Source organism: Pseudorhodoferax sp. (assembly GCF_047601025.1).
GTDB lineage: Bacteria > Pseudomonadota > Gammaproteobacteria > Burkholderiales > Burkholderiaceae_C > Pseudorhodoferax.
This window is the reverse complement of the sequence record NZ_JASGJZ010000001.1, coordinates 834,478-853,670: the sequence shown is the minus strand read 5'-3', so window position 1 is coordinate 853,670 and position 19,193 is coordinate 834,478. Positions and strand designations below refer to the sequence as shown.

The following is a 19,193-nucleotide window of genomic DNA, read 5'->3' as shown; positions in this document are numbered from 1 at the left end:
GACATGTGTGGTATTTCTGGCTTGTTCGACCTGCGCGGCACCCGTGCCTTTTCGCCCGCGCTGATGTCGGCCATCAATGACATACAGGCGCACCGCGGTCCCGACGAGGCGGACCTGCACCTGGAACCCGGCTTGGCCATGGGCCACCGTCGCCTGTCGGTGATCGACCTGGCCACCGGCATCCAGCCACAGTTCAACGAGGATCGCTCGGTCGTCATCGTCTTCAACGGCGAGATCTACAACTACCGCGAGCTGACCGTCGAGCTTAAAGCCCTGGGCTATGTCTTCAAGACGCGCAGCGACACCGAGGTCATCGTCCATGCCTGGCAGGCCTGGGGCGAGGACTGTCTGGCCCGTCTGCGCGGCATGTTCGCATTCGCGATCTGGGACCGCAACCAGCAGGTGCTGTTCATGGCGCGCGACCGCATGGGCGTCAAGCCCTTGCACTACGCACTGCTGCCGGACGGCAGCCTGGTGTTCGGCTCCGAGCTGAAGGTCATCACCGCCCATCCGGGCTTCGCACGCACGATCGATCCGCTGGCGGTGGAGGAGTATTTCGCGCTCGGCTACGTGGCCGATCCGCGCTGCATCTACCAGGGTGCCTACAAGCTGCCGCCGGGCCACAAGCTGCTGTTGCGCCGCGGCATGGGCGAGCTGCCGGCGCCGCAGCCATACTGGGATGTGCGTTTCACGCTGGACAACCCGATCGGGCTGCGTGACGCACAGGCCGAACTGCTGCAGCGTATCGACGAGTCGGTGCGGCTGCGCCTGGTCGCCGACGTGCCGCTGGGCGCCTTCCTGTCCGGTGGCGTGGATTCCAGTGCCGTGGTCGCTTCCATGGCCCAGGTGGCTGGCAGCAGGATCAAGACCTGCGCGATCGGCTTCGAGGACCCGCGCTTCAACGAATCGCAGTTCGCGCAGATGGTGGCCGAGCGCTATGGGACCGACCACAGCCTGGACATCGTCGGCAGCGACGACTTCGACCTCATCGACACGCTGGCTTGGCTGTACGACGAGCCGTTCGCCGATAGTTCGGCCGTGCCGACCTACCGGGTCTGCCAGATGGCCCGCAAGCACGTGACCGTGGCACTGTCCGGCGACGGTGGCGACGAGAGCTTCGGCGGCTACCGTCGCTACCGGCTGCACCTGGCCGAGGAGAAGGCGCGCCGCGCGCTTCCGCTGGCCGTGCGCAAGCCGCTGTTCGGTGCGCTCGGCAGCCTATACCCCAAGGCCGACTGGGCGCCGCGCGTGTTGCGTGCCAAGACCACCTTCCAGGCACTGGCCTTCGATTCGGCGCAGGCCTACCTGCACAGCGTCTCGGTGCTGCGGGCCGACGAGCGCGAGCGCCTGTATTCGGCGGACTTCAAGCGCCGGCTCGGCGGCTACAGCGCCCTCGACCTGTTCCGCCGGCATGCGGAGCGCGCCAGCACCGACGATCCGCTGGCTCTGGTGCAGTACCTGGACTACAAGACCTGGCTGGTCGGCGACATCAACACCAAGGTGGACCGCGCCGGCATGGCCCATTCGCTGGAGGTGCGCGAGCCGCTGATGGACCACCTGCTGGTGGAGTGGCTGGCCACGCTGCCCACGAGCCTGAAGATCCAGGGCCAGGAAGGCAAGTTCCTGCTCAAGAAGGCGTTCGAGCCGCGGTTGCCGGCGGACGTGCTGTACCGGCCCAAGATGGGTTTCTCGGTGCCGCTGGCCAGTTGGCTGCGCGGCCCGTTGGCCGAGCGCACGCGCGAGGCCTTGCTGGGCCCGCGCATGCTGGACGCCGGTTACTTCGATGCCGGCACGCTGCGCAGCATGGTGCGCCAGCACCAGAGCGGCCAGCGTGACTTTTCGGCGCCACTGTGGACGCTGTTGATGTTCGAGGCATTCCTGCGACAGACAGAGCGCGCCTCGGTCCAAATTTGAGCACTATGGCGCACGATCCTCCGCAGATCGTTGCGGATAATGCGCAGTTCATGTCCAACAAACCGCTTCGCATCCTGCTGTTCTCCAGTCTCTATCCGAGCACGGTTCGGCCTATTCATGGCATCTTCGTCGAAACGCGGCTGCGCGAACTGCTCAAGACCGGCGAGGTGCAGGCCAAGGTGGTGGCGCCGGTGCCTTGGTTTCCGCTGCGCGGCAAGCGCTTCGGTGAGTACGGCCGCTTCGCCGAGACACCACGGCTGGAGCAGCGCAACGGGCTGGAGGTGCACCATCCGCGCTTCCTGGTGTTTCCCGGCTTCGGCATGAGCATCACGCCGTTCACGATGGCGCTGGGCGCCTGGCGGACCATCCGCCGCCTGCAGCGTGAAGGTTTCGATTTCGATCTCATCGATGCGCACTACTACTACCCGGATGGTGTGGCCGCCAGCCTGCTGTCGCGCTGGCTCGGCAAGCCCTTTGTGGTCACCGCCCGTGGTACCGACCTGAATCTGATTCCCGAATACACCGTGCCGCGCAAGCTGATCCTGTCGGCGGCCGCGCATGCGCGCGCCTCGATCGGCGTCTGCCAGGCGCTGATGGACCGGCTGCGCGAACTCGGCGGCGATCCCGGCAAGCTGCATACGCTGCGCAACGGCGTGGACCTGCAGCGCTTCGTGCCGGAGTCGCGCGCGGCGGCGCGTGAGCGGCTCGGCCTGCCGGCGGACGCGCGGCTGCTGCTGTGCGTCGGCCACCTGATCGAGCGCAAGGGCCAGTATCTGGCGATTCAGGCCTTGCCCGACTTGCCCGCGGACGTACGCCTACTGCTAGCCGGTGACGGGCCCGAGCGTGCGGCGCTGGAGCGCCAGGCCACGGCCCTGGGTGTGCGCGAACGCGTGCATTTCGCCGGCGTGGTGCCGCAAACCGAACTCAAGTGGTGGTACAGCGCGGCCGACGCACTGGCGTTGTGCTCCAGCCGCGAGGGCTGGGCCAACGTCTTGCTGGAAGCCATGGCCTGTGGCACGCCCGTGATCGCCACCGACATCTGGGGTACGCCGGAAGTCGTGAGCCAGCCTGCGGCCGGCGTGCTGATGCACGAGCGTTCTGCGGCGGGCCTGGTACAGGCTTGGCAGCGGCTGTTTTCCAGCCTGCCCGAGCGCAGCGCCACGCGCCAGCATGCGGAAACCTTCTCCTGGGATGCGACCACGCAGGGACAGCTGCGGCTGTTCCGCCAGATCACGAGCCATCGGCCGGCGGAGCCGCACGTTGGCTGAAGCGCGCCGCCCACTGCACGTCGTCCACTTCGTCTACCGGTTCTCGATCGGCGGGCTGGAGAACGTGATCGTGCAGTTGATCAACCGTCTGCCTGCGGAACATTACCGGCACACCCTGGTGTCGCTGACCACGATCGACGATTTCCGTCAGCGCGTGGCGCGGCCCGATGTCGAATTCATCGCCTTGGACAAGCCCGAAGGCCACGCCATCCCGCTGTACCGCCGCATCTACGGCCTGCTGCGCCGGTTGCGCCCGGACGTGCTGCACACCTGCAACCTGGCAGCGCTGGAGGTCACGCCGCTGGCCTGGCTGGCCCGCGTGCCGCGGCGCGTGCATGCCGAGCACGGCTGGGATGCGCACGATCCGCACGGCCGCAATGTGCGCTACCGGCGCCTGCGCAGGGTGTACCGACCTTTCGTGTCGCACTATGTGACGGTGTCACGCGATCTCGACGATTACCTGGAACAGGCCGTCGGCGTGCCAGCGGATCGGCGCTCGCTGATCGCCAATGGCGTCGATACCGACCTGTTCGTTCCGGCGCAGGAGCCACGGGCTGCCGTGCCGGGTTGTCCCTTCACGCCTGGCCGGCACTGGTTGCTCGGCACCGTCGGTCGGCTGCAGACCGTCAAGAACCAGCCTGCGCTGGCGCGTGCCTTCGTCGAACTGCTGCGCATGCATCCGCAGGCGGCCGAACGTGCACGCCTGGTGTTCGTCGGCGACGGGCCGCTGGCCGCCGAGATCGACGACATCCTGGTGCGTGCCGGCGTGCGCGACCTGGCCTGGCTGGCCGGCGCCCGCAGCGACGTGCCCGAGGTGCTGCGCATGCTCGACTGCTTCGTGCTGCCTTCACTGACCGAAGGCACCTCCTGCACGCTGCAGGAGGCCATGGCCTGCGGCCTGCCCATCGTCGCGACCGCAGTCGGGGGCACGCCCGAAGTGGTGGCCGACGGCATGACCGGTACCTTGGTGCCTGCGCAGGACGATGCCGCGATGGCGCGTGCCCTGGCTGCCTACCTGGGCGATGTCGCGCTGGCGCAGCGCCATGGCCGGGCGGCTCGCGTAGAGGCGCAACAGCACCATGCGTTGTCGGCCATGGTGCGCCGCTACGACGCGGTGTTCTCCGGCCGGCCAGCCTGATCTCCCCGACTTCCCATGCGCATCCTGCACATCTTCGACCATTCGCTGCCGCTGCACAGCGGCTACACCTTCCGTTCGGCCGCGCTGCTGCGCGAGCAGCGCGCGCTGGGCTGGGAAACCTTCCACCTGACCTCGCCCAAGCAGGAGGGCGACCAGCACGACGTGGAGGAGTCCGAAGGTTTCTTCTTCTACCGCACCCCGGCCGATCCCTCGGTGTGGGACCGCTTTCCGGTCACGCGCGAACTGGCCTTGCTGCGCCAGCTAGGGCGGCGTATCGAGGAGGTGGCGCGCGAGGTCAAGCCCGACCTGATCCACGCCCATTCGCCGGTGCTGAACGTGCTGCCGGCCCTGAAGGTCGGGCGCAAGCTCGGCATTCCGGTCACCTACGAGATCCGCGCGTTCTGGGAGGATGCCTCGGTCGACCACGGCACCACGCGCGAGGGCAGTCTGCGCTATCGCGCGACGCGCGCGCTCGAGACCTATGCCGTGCGCCGCGCGGCCCATGTGTTCACGATCTGCGAAGGCCTGCGTGGCGACATCTTGGCGCGCGGCATTCCGGCCGCCAAGGTGAGCGTGGTGCCCAATGCCGTCGATCCGCAGTCGTTCCAGCTTTCCCAACCGCCGGATCCTGCGCTGCGCCAGCAGCTCGGACTGGGGCAGGGGCCGGTGGTCGGCTTCATCGGCTCGTTCTATGCGTACGAGGGGCTGGATCTCCTGATCGATGCGATGCCGCGCCTCGTACAGGGCCAGCCCGACCTGCACCTGCTGCTGGTCGGCGGTGGCCCGCAGGACCAGAACCTGCGGGCCCAGGCTGCCCGCCTGGGCATGGCCGATCGCATCGTCTTTACGGGGCGCGTGCCGCACAAGGATGTGAGCCGCTACTACGACCTGATCGACGTGCTGGCCTATCCGCGCCATTCGATGCGGCTGACCGAGCTCGTCACGCCCCTCAAGCCGCTGGAGGCCATGGCGCAAGGGCGCATCTTCGTCGCTTCCGATGTGGGCGGTCACCGCGAACTGGTCGAGCACGATCGCACTGGTGTGTTGTTCAGGGCCGATGATGCTGACGAACTGGCTGCTGCCGTGCTGGGACTGCTGCGCCAGAGCGAACGCTGGCCGGCCATGAAGGCCCATGGTCGGCAGTTCGTGGAGCAAGTTCGCAATTGGCGCAACAGCGCCGCCAACTACCGGGCACCGTTTACCCGCTTGGTAGCAGGACGCAAGCAATGAAACCGAAAGTACTGATCGTTTTTGGCACCCGGCCCGAGGCCATCAAGATGGCGCCCGTGGTCAAGGGCTTCCAGGCTGCGGCCGATCGTTTCGAGACGGTCGTCTGCGTGACTGCCCAGCATCGCGAAATGCTGGACCAGGTGCTGCGGTTGTTCGAGATCGAACCGCAGTACGACCTGAACGTCATGAAGCCCAACCAGGACCTCTACGACGTGACCTGCAGCGTGCTGGCCGGACTCAAGCCGGTGCTGGCGGCAGAGCGGCCCGACCTGGTGCTGGTGCATGGCGACACCACCACCACGCTGGCCACGAGCCTGGCCGCCTACTATGCGCGCGCGGCAGTCGGCCACGTCGAGGCTGGCCTGCGCACCGGCGACAAGTACGCACCCTTTCCCGAAGAGATCAACCGCAAGGTCACCGGCGCCGTGGCCGACTTGCACTTCGCGCCGACCGCCACCTCGCGCGAGAACCTGCTGCGCGAGGGTGTGGCCGAAGCCTCGGTGTTCGTGACCGGCAACACCGTGATCGATGCGCTGTTCGCGGTCGTGCGCAAGCTCGAGACCGATCCGGCGCTGGGCGCCGAGATGCAGCAGCGCTTCTCCTTTCTCGACCCGGCACGGCGCCTGATTCTCGTGACCGGCCACCGGCGCGAGAATTTCGGGGCCGGCTTCGAGAACATCTGCAACGCGCTGGCCGACATCGCCGAGCGCACGCCCGACGCCGAGATCCTGTATCCGGTGCACCTGAACCCCAACGTGCGCCGCCCGGTCAACGAGATCCTGGCTGCGCGCGGGCTGTCGAACGTGCACCTGATCGAGCCGGTGGACTACCTGCCCTTCGTCTACCTGATGAACCGCGCCCACCTGATCATCACCGACTCCGGCGGCGTGCAGGAAGAGGCGCCCTCGCTCGGCAAGCCGGTGCTGGTCATGCGCGATATCACCGAGCGGCCCGAGGCCGTCACGGCCGGCACGGTACTGCTGGTCGGTACCTCGCGCAGCGCCATCGTCGAGCAGGCCACGCGGCTGCTGCAGGACGAGGCGGCCTATGTCCGCATGTCCAAAGCCCATAACCCCTACGGCGACGGCCAGGCCGTCGGCCGCATTCTTCAAGCCGTTCAATCCTGGAAAGAGAGCCGCTAATGGCACACAACACGCAGAAAATCGTCGTCATGGGCCTGGGTTACATCGGTTTGCCCACTGCGTCCATGCTGGCCACCAAGGGTCACACCGTGCTGGGCGTGGATGTCAACAAGGCCGCCGTGGACACCATCAACTCCGGCCGCATCCACATCATCGAGCCCGACCTGGACGTGCTGGTGCGCTCGGCCGTGAACAGCGGCAATCTCAAGGCTTCGCTGACGCCGGAGGAGGGCGATACCTTCATCATTGCCGTGCCCACGCCGTTCAAGGAAGAAAACGGCAATCCCAAGGCGCCGGACCTGTCGTACGTGGAAGCCGCGACCAAGGCCATCACGCCGTTCCTGCGGGAGGGCAACCTGGTGATCCTGGAATCCACCTCGCCGGTCGGCACCACGGAATTCATCGAGAAGACCATCGTGGACGCGCGGCCCGAACTGCAAGGCAAGGTGCATGCCGCGCACTGCCCCGAGCGCGTGCTGCCGGGCCACATCCTGCGCGAACTGGTCGACAACGACCGCATCATCGGCGGCACCAGCAAGGCTGCCGTGGCCAAGGCGCGCGAGCTGTACAAGACCTTCTGCAACGGCGCCATCCTGGAAACCGACAGCCGCACGGCCGAGCTGTCCAAGCTGGTCGAGAACTCGTTCCGTGACGTGAACATCGCGTTCGCCAACGAACTGTCACTGGTCTGCGACCACCTGGGGGTGAATGTCTGGGAGACCATCGCGCTGGCCAACCGCCATCCGCGCGTGAACATCCTGCAACCCGGCCCCGGCGTGGGCGGGCACTGCATCGCGGTCGACCCGTGGTTCATCGTCTCCAGCGCGCCGGTCCAGTCGCGCTTGATCAAGACCGCGCGCGAAGTCAACGACGCCAAGCCGCATTGGGTGATCGACAAGGTCAAGGCCAAGGCCGAGCGATTCAAGTCACCCGTGATCGGTTGCCTGGGGCTGACCTTCAAGGCCAACATCGACGACCTGCGGGAGTCGCCGTCGCTGGACATCGTGCGCGACCTGATCGCCGAGGACGTGGGTCAGGTGCTGGCCTGCGACCCCAATGTGACGGCCGACAAGATCGATATCCCGCTGCACGACCTCAAGCAGGTGATGAAGAGCGCTGACATCCTGCTGCTGTTGGTCGACCACGATGAGTTTAAGGCCATCGATCCGGAGACGATCAAGGACAAGATCGTGATCGATACGCGCGGGATCTGGCGCTGAGGCGCTAGCACTGCGACGCCATGGAAGCTGCTCTGTTCACGCTTGACATCGTGCTGCTGATCTTGCTGATCTTGGCTGTGAGCAAGGCCGACCGGTCTCCGCCGGGCAAACGCAGCTTGGGCATGCTGTCGTACCTGGAGTCCAAGACCGATCAGGTGCAAAAGGGACTGCGCAGCCAAAAGGAAGAACAGCCAGGTGCGTGACCTAATGATGCTGGGGATGATGTTCATCATCGTTCCGATCACGCTTTCCAATGCGTTTGCGGCCTACCTGGTCTGGGGATGGACATCGGTGATCGCCGTGCCGTTCTACATGTACGGCTTCATGGGATCGCTGCGCTACAACTTGTTTTTCGCGCTGATCACACTGATGTTCGTATTGATTGGGAAGGTCCACGAAAAAGGGCGCTTCACGCTCAATCCCACGAGCGGCCTGATCCTGTTGTTCATGGCCCATGTTTCGGTCAGTGCGGTGTTGGCCAAGCCGAGCGCGGTCAACAACTTCTCCATCTACTCTGATTTGGTCAAGTCGGTTACGTATTGCTTACTGATGTGCCTCTTTGTCACTTCGCGTTTGCGTTTGCACGCGATGATGATTGCTATCGCGTTGGGGCTGGGATTTCATGGCTTGGCCGAAGGGCTGAAGACGCTGGTCACCGCCGGCGGGCACAAGGTGATTGGCCTGCCGGGTACCAAGATGAGTGACAACAACCATTTCGGTGTGGCACTGGTGATGGTGTTGCCCATCCTGCTGTATCTGTACCAGTATTCCAAGGTGCGTGTCGTTCGGCTGGGCTTTCTCGGGGTCCTGGTGGCGACGGTGCTGGCCATCGTGGGATCCAACTCGCGGGGAGCATTTGTGGCGATGGCTATGTTCGCGCTGGTTCTGGTGCTTACGACGCGGCGCAAGGTACTGACTGGCGCCATGGTTGTGGCAGGTGTCGTGCTGGTACTCGTGCTCAGCCCCGAGCGCTGGTTCGAACGCATCGAGACCATCGGCACCGCAAGTGACGATGCGTCGTTCATGGGGCGCGTGGAAGCATGGAACGTGGCGACGGCGCTGGCTTTGAAGAATCCGGTGTTCGGAACCGGCTTTCATGCCATGCAGTCACCTGAACTGTGGTTCGGCGTGCGACCGGCCGATGGGCTGCTGTTCAAGCATCTCTCCGAACACTTCTCGACCTTCGCGAAGGCTGCGCACAGCATTTACTTCGAAGTACTGGGAGACCACGGCTTCGTAGGGTTACTGATATTTCTCTGCGTGTTGTTCAACTGTTTCTTGACTGCTCGTCACGTACGGCAACTGACTAAGGGTCAACCCACCATGCTATGGGCACGCGACATGGCCGACGCGCTGGGGTTGTCCATTCTGGCCTTTGCGGTGGGCGGGGCGGCTGTCAGCCTGGCTTACTTCGAGACCTTCTATGTGGTGGCGTGCCTGTTGGAGTGTCTGCGCCAGTTCGTCCTGAGGCACGGGAGCACGTCGTCGATTGATATGGTGTCCAGTTCGGACGAGCCCCAGCTGAGGTCTCGGTCTTCGTGAAGGGGCGCTTCGTGTCTCCGCAGTTTGCGTGTTCCGAAGGTGCTTTGAGGCGGTTGTTGAATCGCTATGCTGGAACCGGTGCATGACCGCGGCGAGCGGCAAGAGCACCTTGGTGCGCGGTGCGGCGTGGGCAGTTGGCATGCGCTGGTCGGTCCGGCTGCTGGGCCTGCTCAACACCGTGGTCATGGCCCGGATCCTGTTGCCGGCAGAGTACGGCGTCGTGGCCATGGCCTCCGTGGTGGTCGGGCTGATCCAGGCGTTCCTGGACTTCGGCGCAAGCACAGCATTGCTGCGCAAGGCCGAGGTTGACCGCGACGATATCGATTCGGCCTGGACGTTACGCGTCATCCAGGGCTGCATCGTGTTTGCTGTACTGGTGTTGGTGTCGCCCCTGGCCGTGCGCTATTTCGGCGAGCCGCGTGTCATGTACGTGTTGTGGACGCTGGGGCTGTGCATGGCCGTGACCTGCATGGCGAACATCGGCGTCACGCTGGCGCAGAAGGCGTTCAACTTCTCCTTGGATTTCAAGCTGCAGGTGATCTCCAAGGTGCTGGGAGTGATCGTCACCATCGTAGCCGGGTTGATGCTGCGCGACTACCGGGCTTTGGTGATGGGAATCGCGACCGGGCAGATCAGCATGACGCTGTTGAGCTATTGGATGCACCCATATCGGCCGCGGTGGAATACCAGCAAGATCGGCGAAATCTGGGCTGTCACCAAGTGGCTGATGCTGTCGAGCATCGGCAGCTTCGTGATGCGACGCGGCGATGAGCTCGTGGCCGGCCGCGTGGCCACCGACTCGGCGCAGTTCGGTGTCTACAGCGTGGGCTCCGATTTCGGGCAGATGCCCACTTCCGAGGTCGGCCCTGCATTGCTGCGAGCCTTGCTGCCCCTGTTGTCGTCGATGACCGGAAGCGTACAGCAGATCAATGCTGCTGTGATCAAGGCAGCCGGAGCGGCGAATACCGTGACCTGGGCGCTCGGCCTAGGTTTTGCCGCAGTGGCCGGCCCGGCGACCGTACTGGTACTGGGGCCGAACTGGTCGGCAGCTGCACCGTATGTGGCAGGGTTTGCTATCGTGGGCGCGATCCAGTCCATGCCGGGCAGCCTGAATACGCTGCTGGTCATGCGCGGCCGGACTAAGCAGCACAGCATGACGGTGTGGACCGAGTTCGTGGCTTTTCTCGCTGCGGCGCTGGTGCTGGTCCCGATGCTGTCTATCTATGGCCTGGTCTGGGCACGTGCCTGCGGCGCGCTGTGCGGTGCGGCGGCGGCGATGTTCTTTGCTTGGCGCTATTGCGAACTGCGGCTGCGGGCGCTCGCCATGGCATTGATCCGGCCTGTAATCGGTGCCGTGCTGATGTATCTGCTGGTGCGCTGGGCCATGGGCCATGTGCAGGCGCCGGCCGTGCAGTTGGCGATTGGTATTTTGATGGGGGGGGTGTTCTACGTCGCATGGTGCGCGGTGAGTTGGCGGTTGCTGGGTTGTCCCGATGGCCTGGAAAGCATGGTGCTCGGTTATCTACGGCGCCGGCTGTCGCGACCCCGCACCGCGACGCATTGAGGCTGGGCTATGCTGAGTCCCCTGTTCAATATGTTGTCCCACGGCAAGCTGTCCGTGCTGTTGTTCCACAAGGTTCCCTTGCAGGTTGATCCGCTTGTGCCTCATGAGCCGGATCTGGCGACGGTGCAGGGCGTGTTGGAGGCTGTCGGGCGGTTGTTTCGCGTGCTGCCGCTGGCCGACGCAGTGGTGGCCTTGCGCGCCGGTACGTTGCCGCGCCGCGCTGCCTGCATCACTTTTGACGATGGTTATCAGGACTGGGTACCCGGCGTGATGCCGGTATTGCAGCGTCTGGGCATGCACGCCACATTCTTCGTCACGACCGGTCAGTTCCAGGGGGTGCCGGTCTGGAGCGAGCGCATCGTGCATGCGGTGCGGCAGGCCAATGTGGCGATGACCATCCTGGACCTGGAGCGCCCGGGTTTGCGTGATCTTCCAATGCAAGGGCCTGTGGCGCGGAGCCAGACGGTGGCGCGCGTTGGCGCAAAACTCAAGTACATGCGATTGAGCGAGCGCGAAGAAGCGTTACAGCACCTGGAGTCTCTATGCGGTGTGATGTGCCAGACCACGCCGGTGATGCCGGTTGCCGATCTGCGAGCGCTGCACGCCGCAGGTTTCGGCATCGGGGCACACACGATCAGCCATCCGATCCTTCGCCGATGCGATAGCCAGGAGGCCTACCGGGAGATCGCGGCGTCGCGAGAGGATCTCGAAGGACTGGTGGGCGGTCGCGTCGATGGCTTTGCCTATCCGAACGGACAGTTCGGGCGTGATCTGGACGTGTCCCATGTCGACATGGTGCGCCGTGCAGGCTACCGCTATGCCGTCACGACGGACTGGGGTGTGGCGCGTGCCGGGCAGTCGGTGTTCCAGTTGCCGCGCTTCACGCCCTGGGGGCCTTCGTTCGCGAAAATGGCTTGGCAGTTTGCACGCAACATGCTGCGGTCTCCGCGTGTTCTGCCGGAAACGCGTACGCATGCAACGCGCCGGGCTTTGATGGTGGCCTTCCATTTCCCGCCGCAATCGGGAAGCAGTGGTGTGCTTCGCACGCTCAACTTCGTCAAGCATTTGCCCAGGTCTGCTTGGCAGGCGGATGTGCTGACGGCGCAGCCCCGTGCCTACGAACAGGTCCGCACCGATCTGGTCGAGGAAGTGCCGCCGTCAGTGGAGATCGTCCGCGCCATGGCGCTGGACACCGCGCGCCAGCTCAGCCTGTATGGCAAGTACCCGCTGACGCTGGCGTTGCCGGATCGCTGGAGTAGTTGGTGGTTGCCCGCGGTTTGGGCGGGTTGGCGGCAGCTGCGGCAAGGTCGGGTAGACCTGCTGTGGAGCACCTATCCGATCGCGACCGCTCACTTGATCGGTGTCACGCTGGCGCGCTGCAGTGCCGTGCCGTGGGTTGCTGACTTCCGTGATCCCATGCTCAACGGCGACCATCCGCGTGAGCCACTCAAACGCCGGCTTTGGCAACGGCTGGAACAAAGCGTGATGCGGCACGCCGCTCTGTGCGTGTTCACCACGGAACGTGCTGCAGCGGCACACCGGCAGCGCTATCCGGCCTTCGCGCACAAATGCGTGGTGATCGAGAATGGCTACGATGAGGAGTCGTTCGTGCCGCTGCGTCCGATGCGGCTCGGGGCGGCGCAGAACAAGCTGCTGTTGCTGCACAGTGGCCTGATCTATCCCGGTGATCGTGATCCGTCGGCGTTCTTTGCAGCGCTGGCTGCACTGTTGCGTGCTGGTGTCGTGCCGCGCGATGGCGTGGTAGCACGCTTTCGCGCGCCTGTGCACAGCGATGAGGTCATGCGTCTGGCACACCAGCATGGTGTCGGTGATGTGGTCGAGTGCACTGGACAGCTCGCGCACGCCCAAGCTCTGTCGGAGATGCTGGGCGCAGATCTGCTGTTGCTGTTCCAGGGAACGACCTTCAATGCCCAGGTGCCTGCCAAGGTCTACGAGTACCTGCGCGCGCAACGTCCGATACTGGCCGCAGTCGACCCGCAGGGCGATACTGCCGCTCTGGTGCGCTCGTTCGATCATGCGTGGTTGGCAGACATTACCAGCACCGAGGAGATCGAGGGGGCGCTGGTGCAATGGCTGGCCAGCCGTTCCGAGTTGCAGCATGCGGCGCCGTTTGCTGCCAACCTGGAGCGGCTGGCGCGCTACTCGCGGCGCGAACAGGCGAAGCGACTGGCACAGCATTTGGATCAACTGGTGCGCAACAGAAACTGATTTGCCCCCGTGCGTTGCCTTACTCCGCCGGGCCATGGGGCCTCAGGTGCAGTAGTTGCTCGTGCAATTGCTGCGTGTGCTGTGCGCAGCGTGGGCCGGAAAACCACGTCTCGACCAGCGAACGGCCCTGCGCTGCAGTCGATGCATCGTCGCAGCGATTGATCGCCAGCGCAAGCTTGGCCGCCAACGAGGCCGCCGAGCCGGGCTGGAACAGGTAGCCGGTACGGCCGTCTTCGACGACTTCGCAGGCCGCTCCGAAAGCCGGGCCGATGAACAGGCAGCCCTGCATGAGCGCTTCCAGCATGACCAGGCCGAGGGGTTCCGGCTCGGTCGATGCGGAGACGCAGATCTGGATCTGGGGCAGCAGTGCCGGCAGGCCATTGCGTTTGCCTAGGAAATGCACGATGCGCTGCAAGCCGAGGACTTGCACCTGCTGCTGCAGACCTTGTGCATATCCGCTGTCTCCGCGTTCAGGCGTACCGCCAATCAGCAGAAACGCTACGGGGCGCGGGCCTTGCCGCAGCCGAGCCACGGCGTCCAGAAACAGGTCCTGTCCCTTCCAACGTACCAGCATGCCGACCATCGCTACCAGGATGGTATCGGGCGCTAGCCCCAGTTCGGCGCGCAGGTCGGAGGGCGCTGCGGTGCCGGGATTGGAGGTTTCTACGCCGTCGTAAATGTGGCGGATGCGCTCGGCGTGTACGCCAGCCAGCAGCAACTCTCCGGTCAGCCAGCGCGAAACCGGAACGAACAGGTCCGGGCCGTTGCGCATGTACCGACGCTCCAGGCTGTCGCTGATGGCTCCGCGAACATGCTGGACATACGGAATACCGAGCAGGCGTGCCACCAGCATGGCCTCGCGGTTGGAGCTGGGGTCGTTGTTGCCGTGGATGATGGCTGGTCGGTGTCGCGCCACATGAGCGGCTAGGCGAAGGAAGTAGGGCAGCCGATTGCAAAGGTCGTCTAGTCGCCCGAGCAGAAACAACGTGGACCGAGCCACCAGACCTTGGCCCAGCTGCTGGCGCACACGTTGCGAAAGCGGGCGGAAGTTGACCCAGCGATCCGCGATGACCCGGTGTGCGCAGACCGCTGGCAGACGCTCGAAATCGCCGCTCGGCAGATTGGAGATCACCTCATAGCGGTATCCGGTCTGTTCGGAGCTGCGCAGCAGTGTCTGTAACGCGACCACGGCTCCGCCGAATCCCGAACCGTTTTCGACGAAGGTGACCAGGGGGCGTTGGCCAGGATCGGTATCGGCTGCGGGGTGTTGTGTTCGCGGCAATGACACATAACGCGGTCGCTTGCGCAGATTGCGCGCCAGTTGTAGCCCCATGCGCATGCCGCTCGGTCCCCAGGGAGTGAAGCGGGGGATCTCGAAACGGGGCGTATGGATGTCGGCGGCACCGGATTCGGTGGTTACGGCATAGGCATAGCCAGCAGCGCGCACCATGTCGATATGCTCGCGCACGAAGTCCACTCCTGGGCGGCCATTGGGATAGGCGAAGGCGCGAACCGGTGCGCCGATCTGGTGTGCCAGGATTTCTCGAACTTCGCCGATCTCGCGCTGGGCTTCGGCGCGGTCGCACAAGGCCAGAATGGGATGGCGCACCGTATGTGCGCCAATGCCGAAGCCCATGGTGTGCAATGCCCGCACTTGGTCTGCCGTGAACGACGGCAGCTGCTGCTGCACCGTGCCGGCGCAGCGCTCGAGGCGCTGCAGCAAGCTGTCGCGCACTTCCAGCCGCTGGTACTTGAGCAATTGCTCGATGAGTTGCAACGCACGACGACGCAGAGCGAGCGAGCTCAGGTCCAACTGCGGCAAGCCGAAGCCTGGCAAGTCGAAGGTCGGGCCGGGCAACTGGGCGAGCGCCAGAGCGACGCGCTCGTGCCACATGCGCTCCTGGTCGAACTGCGCGGTAGTGATGAAGAACGTGGCATGCAGATTGCGCTTGAGCAGCAGCGGCGCGACGCCCTGTAGCCAACTGTCGTAGCCGTCGTCGAAGGTGATTGCTGCAGCACGCTCGGGCAGTCGGTTCTCAGCCAACCTTTGGACGGCATCGTCTAGCGGCATCACGTTGAACTGTCGGCCGACGAAGTCGACGATGCGCTCGAATTCCGCGAGGGTCAGGTCGTTGACCAGTTCCGAGGTACTTTTGGGCACTGCATGGAACAGCAGGATCGACAGCTTCCCGCGCGTCAGTACGTTGAACATGCTTCGACTGATCGACAGGGAATTGGTCATCATGGCGAGGTCTCAAGCATTTGATGTGCCGATCGATGCAGGCCTGTGCAATGAATGATGTAGGCACAGGTGAGCGTCGAAAAGCATGCTGTACCATGCCTCACTTGTCTATTTGATGGTTGGGCTTTGGAGTGCAACTTTTCTATTACAAGGATTCGGCTGGAAACTTTGGCGATGACCTGAATCCTTGGATCTGGTATTCGCTTTATCCGGAACTGTTCGACGGCCTGTCCAGGGACTACATCCTTGGCATTGGCACTCTCATCAACGACCGGGCGCCGCGCGACGAGCGTATCCATGTCTGTGGTTCGGGCGTGGGCTACCACGGCGCAGCGCCAGTTGACGCGCGCTGGAACTTCGTGTTCGTGCGCGGGCCGCGTTCCGCCGCTGCGCTGGGCTTGCAGCCCGACAAGGCGATCACGGACCCAGCCATTCTGGTCAGGCAGCTGATGCCCAAGCGGCCTCGCACGACCGCATCGGTAGCCTACATGCCGCATCACGATAGCTTGTGGCGTGCCGATTGGCGCATGATCTGCAAGCGTCTGGGCCTGGTATTTCTGGATCCCGGGGAAGATATCCACACTACGATCCAAAAGATCTGCCAGAGCAAGTTCGTCATTGCCGAGGCCATGCATGCGGCCATCGTTGCGGACGCCCTGCGCGTGCCGTGGGTTCCGGTCAAGGCCTATCGACACATCCTGGACTTCAAGTGGTGCGATTGGGCCGAGTCGTTGGACATGGTCTATCAACCGCTGGAACTTGCGGAGTTGTGGGATGCGGAGCAATTCCGCAGCGAGCGTGACGTCCTCAAAAGCAACCTCAAGCGTCGCCTGATGCGCATGGGCATGAGCGGTCGGGGCTGGACACCGCCGTTGCCGGAAAATACGTCGCGTCAGGCTTTGGAGCCGCTGCTGGCACAGCTGGCGGACTGCCGCGACCGGGCCACGCCGTTGCTCAGCCAGGATGCCGTGCATGCGGAGGCCTTGCGGCGCACGATGCAAGCCCTGGACGACTTCGTCCGCAGCCAGACGCCGTCGCAGAGCTAGACAGGTTGGTGGCTGCATCAGCCGGCTACGGTGCTTAGCGGGCTGATGCGGCACGGAGCGGCTGTGCATTGGTCTGCAGCGCGCGCGCGATGCGTACCGCCGTGCGCTCGTACAGGCGGTCGCGAAAGCGGACCGGCCCGATGAAGTGGATGAATACCGAGTTCGCATCGATCTGGTGAGCTGCCGCATACTTGGGCAGCGGCAACACCTGAGCATCGGGTAGGTTGGCCACGATGAAGTTCGAGCTGACCTGCTCCGTGCCCCATTCCCGCCATCGATCGCCCAACTGGCGCTGCATGCGCCGCGAGAAATCCACGATGCGCTCGGCCATGTCGCCGCTTTGCGGAAAGCCGCTGAAGCCCGCGCAGCCACGAACGTAGCGCGCATCGTCCGGAAGACCGACGGAGGTCAGGGACATTTCCGCAACGACCTGGATGTGCTGGCTGCGCATGGTGCGGGCACGCTCCACGCTGGCGCTGATGGGTTCGATGCAGGTATTGGCGTGCTCCGCAAGGATGTAGCCGCGGTTCGCTGAGATACAGGCGATCACTTCGTCTGGGTATCCGATCGTGGCGGTGTCGGCGTCGAGCTGCAGCGTGTATTGCTTGGCGCTGTAGTGGCCGATAGCGAACAGACGCTCCCAGACCCCGCCGCGCGGGATGTCCGGATGCGTGAACTCGTCGGCGTCACGCAATTCCAGATGCGGGATGTGCGCCAGCAGCACGCGTCGGTCATCGGCGGTGATGCTCGGGTCGCACACCACCACGGCGTGGGACGGTCCGACCTGTGCCCAGAACGACTTGAACGCGACCAAGTAGGCCAAGACGTCGCGGGTGTGGACCATGGATAGTACGGTGCATGGTTGTGGTCCTGACACGGCAGGAGGGCTCTCCAGAATGGCGCGTGCGTTGCGCTCGAACAACGCTTTGCACAAGCGCTGCGCGCCGCGTTGGCGCAACGAGTGGAACTGGCTGAAGAGGTTTGTAGGCGTGGACGTCATGGATAGGACTCGAAGGAGTGTGGGCGAGGCACCGGGGCGATACGTCGCGATGGGGCCCTGCGCGTCGTGTTCGACATCTTCGCAGGGCTTTTGCCTGCATCGTTGCCAATTTTGCAGTATGACTTGACTATTTGCGATTATCTTGTGCCGAATTGACTCGGATCATGGGGTGTGCCCCCAACGGGGTGGCTAGGCTACAACGCTGTTCCAACGCGTGGCGCTGAGACGCAACGCACAGGCGGCGAGACAGCACAGTTCCTGTACTTCGATGGCATGGATGCCGTCGCCAAGTCTGCAAGGTTGGTCGGAAGTTCGATCGGATGTTGACAGGTGGTCAGCATGGTGTGGCTTGCGCGCAAGCGGCTGCACCAGTGCGCCGACCAGGTCGAACGCCGAGCACTGGCCACCGGTACGCGATCGAGAAGCCGGCGGAGCCGGGCACAGGTCGTGTCCGGGGTGTTTTTGCCAGGGCATGGCGCTTCGCAGGAACAAGATGATGACAAGGAGAGCAGCAAATCAGCATGACCGAGTGGCGTAGCAACGCCAGCAGCGACAATGGCAGAGCATATGAGCCAAATTGAGCGTCAATTGTCAAACATTAAGTCGGTTTTTCTGTCTGATTTCGTGCAAACGCAGCGTTTTCTGGATGGAACTGACGCATCCTGCGATGTTTTTCTCACGCTCGATTGGTACGAGCTCTTGAGCCAGCATGGCTTGGTGGGTGGTGGGCAACCCTGTCTACTGGGTTTGTCCTGGGGCGACACGGCGGATGCGCGGTGTGTGCTGCCTTTGCTGGTGCGTCCTGGGACGTTGTCGAGCCTGAGTAATTTCTATAGCAGTTTGTATGGGCCGGCGGGTGCCCAGGGTGCGCCTGCCGAGGCTTGGCGTGTTCTGGCCGGGACACTGCGACAGCAGCCGTCTTCCGATGTATTGCAACTGCAGCCGCTGGACGAGGATGCTGCTTGGCTGGCGCAACTGCGTATGGCATTGCGCCAGCACGGCTATTGGATGGATCGTTTTGAGTGCTTTGGTAACTGGTACCTGCCGGTACGCCATGCTTGCTTTGCCGACTACATGGCCACCGTGCCATCACCATTGCGCAACAGCATCGCACGCGGTCGACGGCGCCTGGCGCGTGTCGACGGCATGCGCCTGTCCATCCACCAGGATGCCGACGAGCACCTGGACGCGGCGATCGCGGATTTCCAAGCGATCTATCGGCATAGTTGGAAGCAGGCCGAACCCTGCCCGCAGTTCATGCCCGGTCTGATCCGGCTGGCGGCGCGCCGGGGCTGGCTGAGGTTGGGGGTGCTGCATATCGAGGGACGGGCCGTCGCCGCCCAGGTCTGGTTGGTCCAACAAGGTAAGGCCAACATCTACAAACTTGCCTATGTGCAGGGCTACGAGCGTTTCTCGCCGGGCTCGGTGCTGACCGCAGCGCTGATGGAGCACGTGATGGATGTGGATCGGGTGCAGGAGGTGGACTACCTGACCGGCGACGATGCATACAAGCGCGATTGGATGAGCCATCGGCGCGTACGTGTAGGACTGGTGGCGTTTCGCTGGAGTCGACCGCGCGGCCTGTTGGCGGCAGCGCGCCATTTCGGCGGCCGAGCTGTGCGTCGCCTGCAGGCGCGACTGACCTTGGGGCGGTGAAG

At 64.1% G+C, this 19,193-nt stretch carries 14 protein-coding genes; 12 read left to right on the top strand and 2 right to left on the bottom strand.

Annotation, left to right across the window (positions count from 1 at the left end):
* The first annotated feature begins 3 nt into the window (after nucleotides 1-3).
* The 10 genes from QM782_RS04080 to QM782_RS04035 all read left to right on the top strand — a co-directional run bounded on the left by QM782_RS04080 (nucleotide 4) and on the right by QM782_RS04035 (nucleotide 13,247).
* Complete coding sequence (locus QM782_RS04080) at nucleotides 4-1,914, top strand: XrtA/PEP-CTERM system amidotransferase (RefSeq protein WP_415201650.1); 1,911 nt, start codon at nucleotides 4-6, stop codon at nucleotides 1,912-1,914.
* Nucleotides 1,915-1,964: 50 nt separating this feature from the next.
* Nucleotides 1,965-3,182 carry a glycosyltransferase family 4 protein gene (locus QM782_RS04075; RefSeq protein WP_415205583.1) on the top strand — a complete coding sequence of 406 codons (1,218 nt, stop codon included), beginning with the start codon at nucleotides 1,965-1,967 and terminating at the stop codon, nucleotides 3,180-3,182.
* Complete coding sequence (locus QM782_RS04070; RefSeq protein WP_415201649.1) at nucleotides 3,085-4,320, top strand: TIGR03088 family PEP-CTERM/XrtA system glycosyltransferase; 1,236 nt, start codon at nucleotides 3,085-3,087, stop codon at nucleotides 4,318-4,320. Before QM782_RS04075 ends, QM782_RS04070 begins: the two co-directional genes overlap by 98 nt.
* Nucleotides 4,321-4,335: 15 nt before the next feature.
* Complete coding sequence (locus QM782_RS04065) at nucleotides 4,336-5,550, top strand: TIGR04063 family PEP-CTERM/XrtA system glycosyltransferase (protein WP_415201648.1); 1,215 nt, start codon at nucleotides 4,336-4,338, stop codon at nucleotides 5,548-5,550.
* Nucleotides 5,547-6,692 carry a non-hydrolyzing UDP-N-acetylglucosamine 2-epimerase gene (gene wecB, locus QM782_RS04060; protein ID WP_415201647.1) on the top strand — a complete coding sequence of 382 codons (1,146 nt, stop codon included), beginning with the start codon at nucleotides 5,547-5,549 and terminating at the stop codon, nucleotides 6,690-6,692. Before QM782_RS04065 ends, wecB begins: the two co-directional genes overlap by 4 nt.
* Entirely contained in the window at nucleotides 6,692-7,912 is a 1,221-nt protein-coding gene (gene wecC / locus QM782_RS04055) for a UDP-N-acetyl-D-mannosamine dehydrogenase (RefSeq protein ID WP_415201646.1), read from the top strand. Before wecB ends, wecC begins: the two co-directional genes overlap by 1 nt.
* 20 nt (nucleotides 7,913-7,932) lie before the next feature.
* On the top strand, nucleotides 7,933-8,115 hold the full coding sequence (locus QM782_RS04050; RefSeq protein WP_415201645.1) for a hypothetical protein: 183 nt from the start codon (nucleotides 7,933-7,935) through the stop codon (nucleotides 8,113-8,115).
* 16 nt (nucleotides 8,116-8,131) lie between these two features.
* Nucleotides 8,132-9,454 carry a putative O-glycosylation ligase, exosortase A system-associated gene (locus QM782_RS04045; protein WP_415201644.1) on the top strand — a complete coding sequence of 441 codons (1,323 nt, stop codon included), beginning with the start codon at nucleotides 8,132-8,134 and terminating at the stop codon, nucleotides 9,452-9,454.
* Nucleotides 9,455-9,536: 82 nt separating this feature from the next.
* Nucleotides 9,537-11,018 (top strand): oligosaccharide flippase family protein, encoded by a 1,482-nt coding sequence (locus tag QM782_RS04040; protein WP_415201643.1) that lies wholly within the window; start codon nucleotides 9,537-9,539, stop codon nucleotides 11,016-11,018.
* 9 nt (nucleotides 11,019-11,027) lie between these two features.
* Nucleotides 11,028-13,247, top strand: coding sequence for a polysaccharide deacetylase family protein (locus tag QM782_RS04035; RefSeq protein WP_415201642.1), 2,220 nt, complete (start codon nucleotides 11,028-11,030; stop codon nucleotides 13,245-13,247).
* 19 nt (nucleotides 13,248-13,266) lie between these two features.
* On the opposite strand, the gene QM782_RS04030 is transcribed toward QM782_RS04035, so the two are convergent.
* The gene (locus tag QM782_RS04030) at nucleotides 13,267-15,492 is read right to left on the bottom strand and encodes a glycosyltransferase (RefSeq protein WP_415201641.1); all 2,226 of its coding nucleotides are present in this window, start codon (nucleotides 15,490-15,492) and stop codon (nucleotides 13,267-13,269) included.
* A gap of 128 nt (nucleotides 15,493-15,620) precedes the next feature.
* Here QM782_RS04030 and QM782_RS04025 point away from each other — a divergent pair, with 128 nt between their 5' ends.
* Nucleotides 15,621-16,535 carry a polysaccharide pyruvyl transferase family protein gene (locus tag QM782_RS04025; RefSeq protein ID WP_415201640.1) on the top strand — a complete coding sequence of 305 codons (915 nt, stop codon included), beginning with the start codon at nucleotides 15,621-15,623 and terminating at the stop codon, nucleotides 16,533-16,535.
* Between the two features lie 34 nt (nucleotides 16,536-16,569).
* Here the strand turns inward: QM782_RS04025 and QM782_RS04020 are convergent, their stop codons facing one another.
* Nucleotides 16,570-17,379, bottom strand: coding sequence for a hypothetical protein (locus QM782_RS04020; RefSeq protein ID WP_415201639.1), 810 nt, complete (start codon nucleotides 17,377-17,379; stop codon nucleotides 16,570-16,572).
* A gap of 723 nt (nucleotides 17,380-18,102) precedes the next feature.
* Here QM782_RS04020 and QM782_RS04015 point away from each other — a divergent pair.
* Nucleotides 18,103-19,191: a GNAT family N-acetyltransferase gene (locus tag QM782_RS04015; RefSeq protein ID WP_415201638.1), complete on the top strand. Its 1,089-nt coding sequence runs from the start codon at nucleotides 18,103-18,105 to the stop codon at nucleotides 19,189-19,191.
* Nucleotides 19,192-19,193 lie beyond the last annotated feature (2 nt).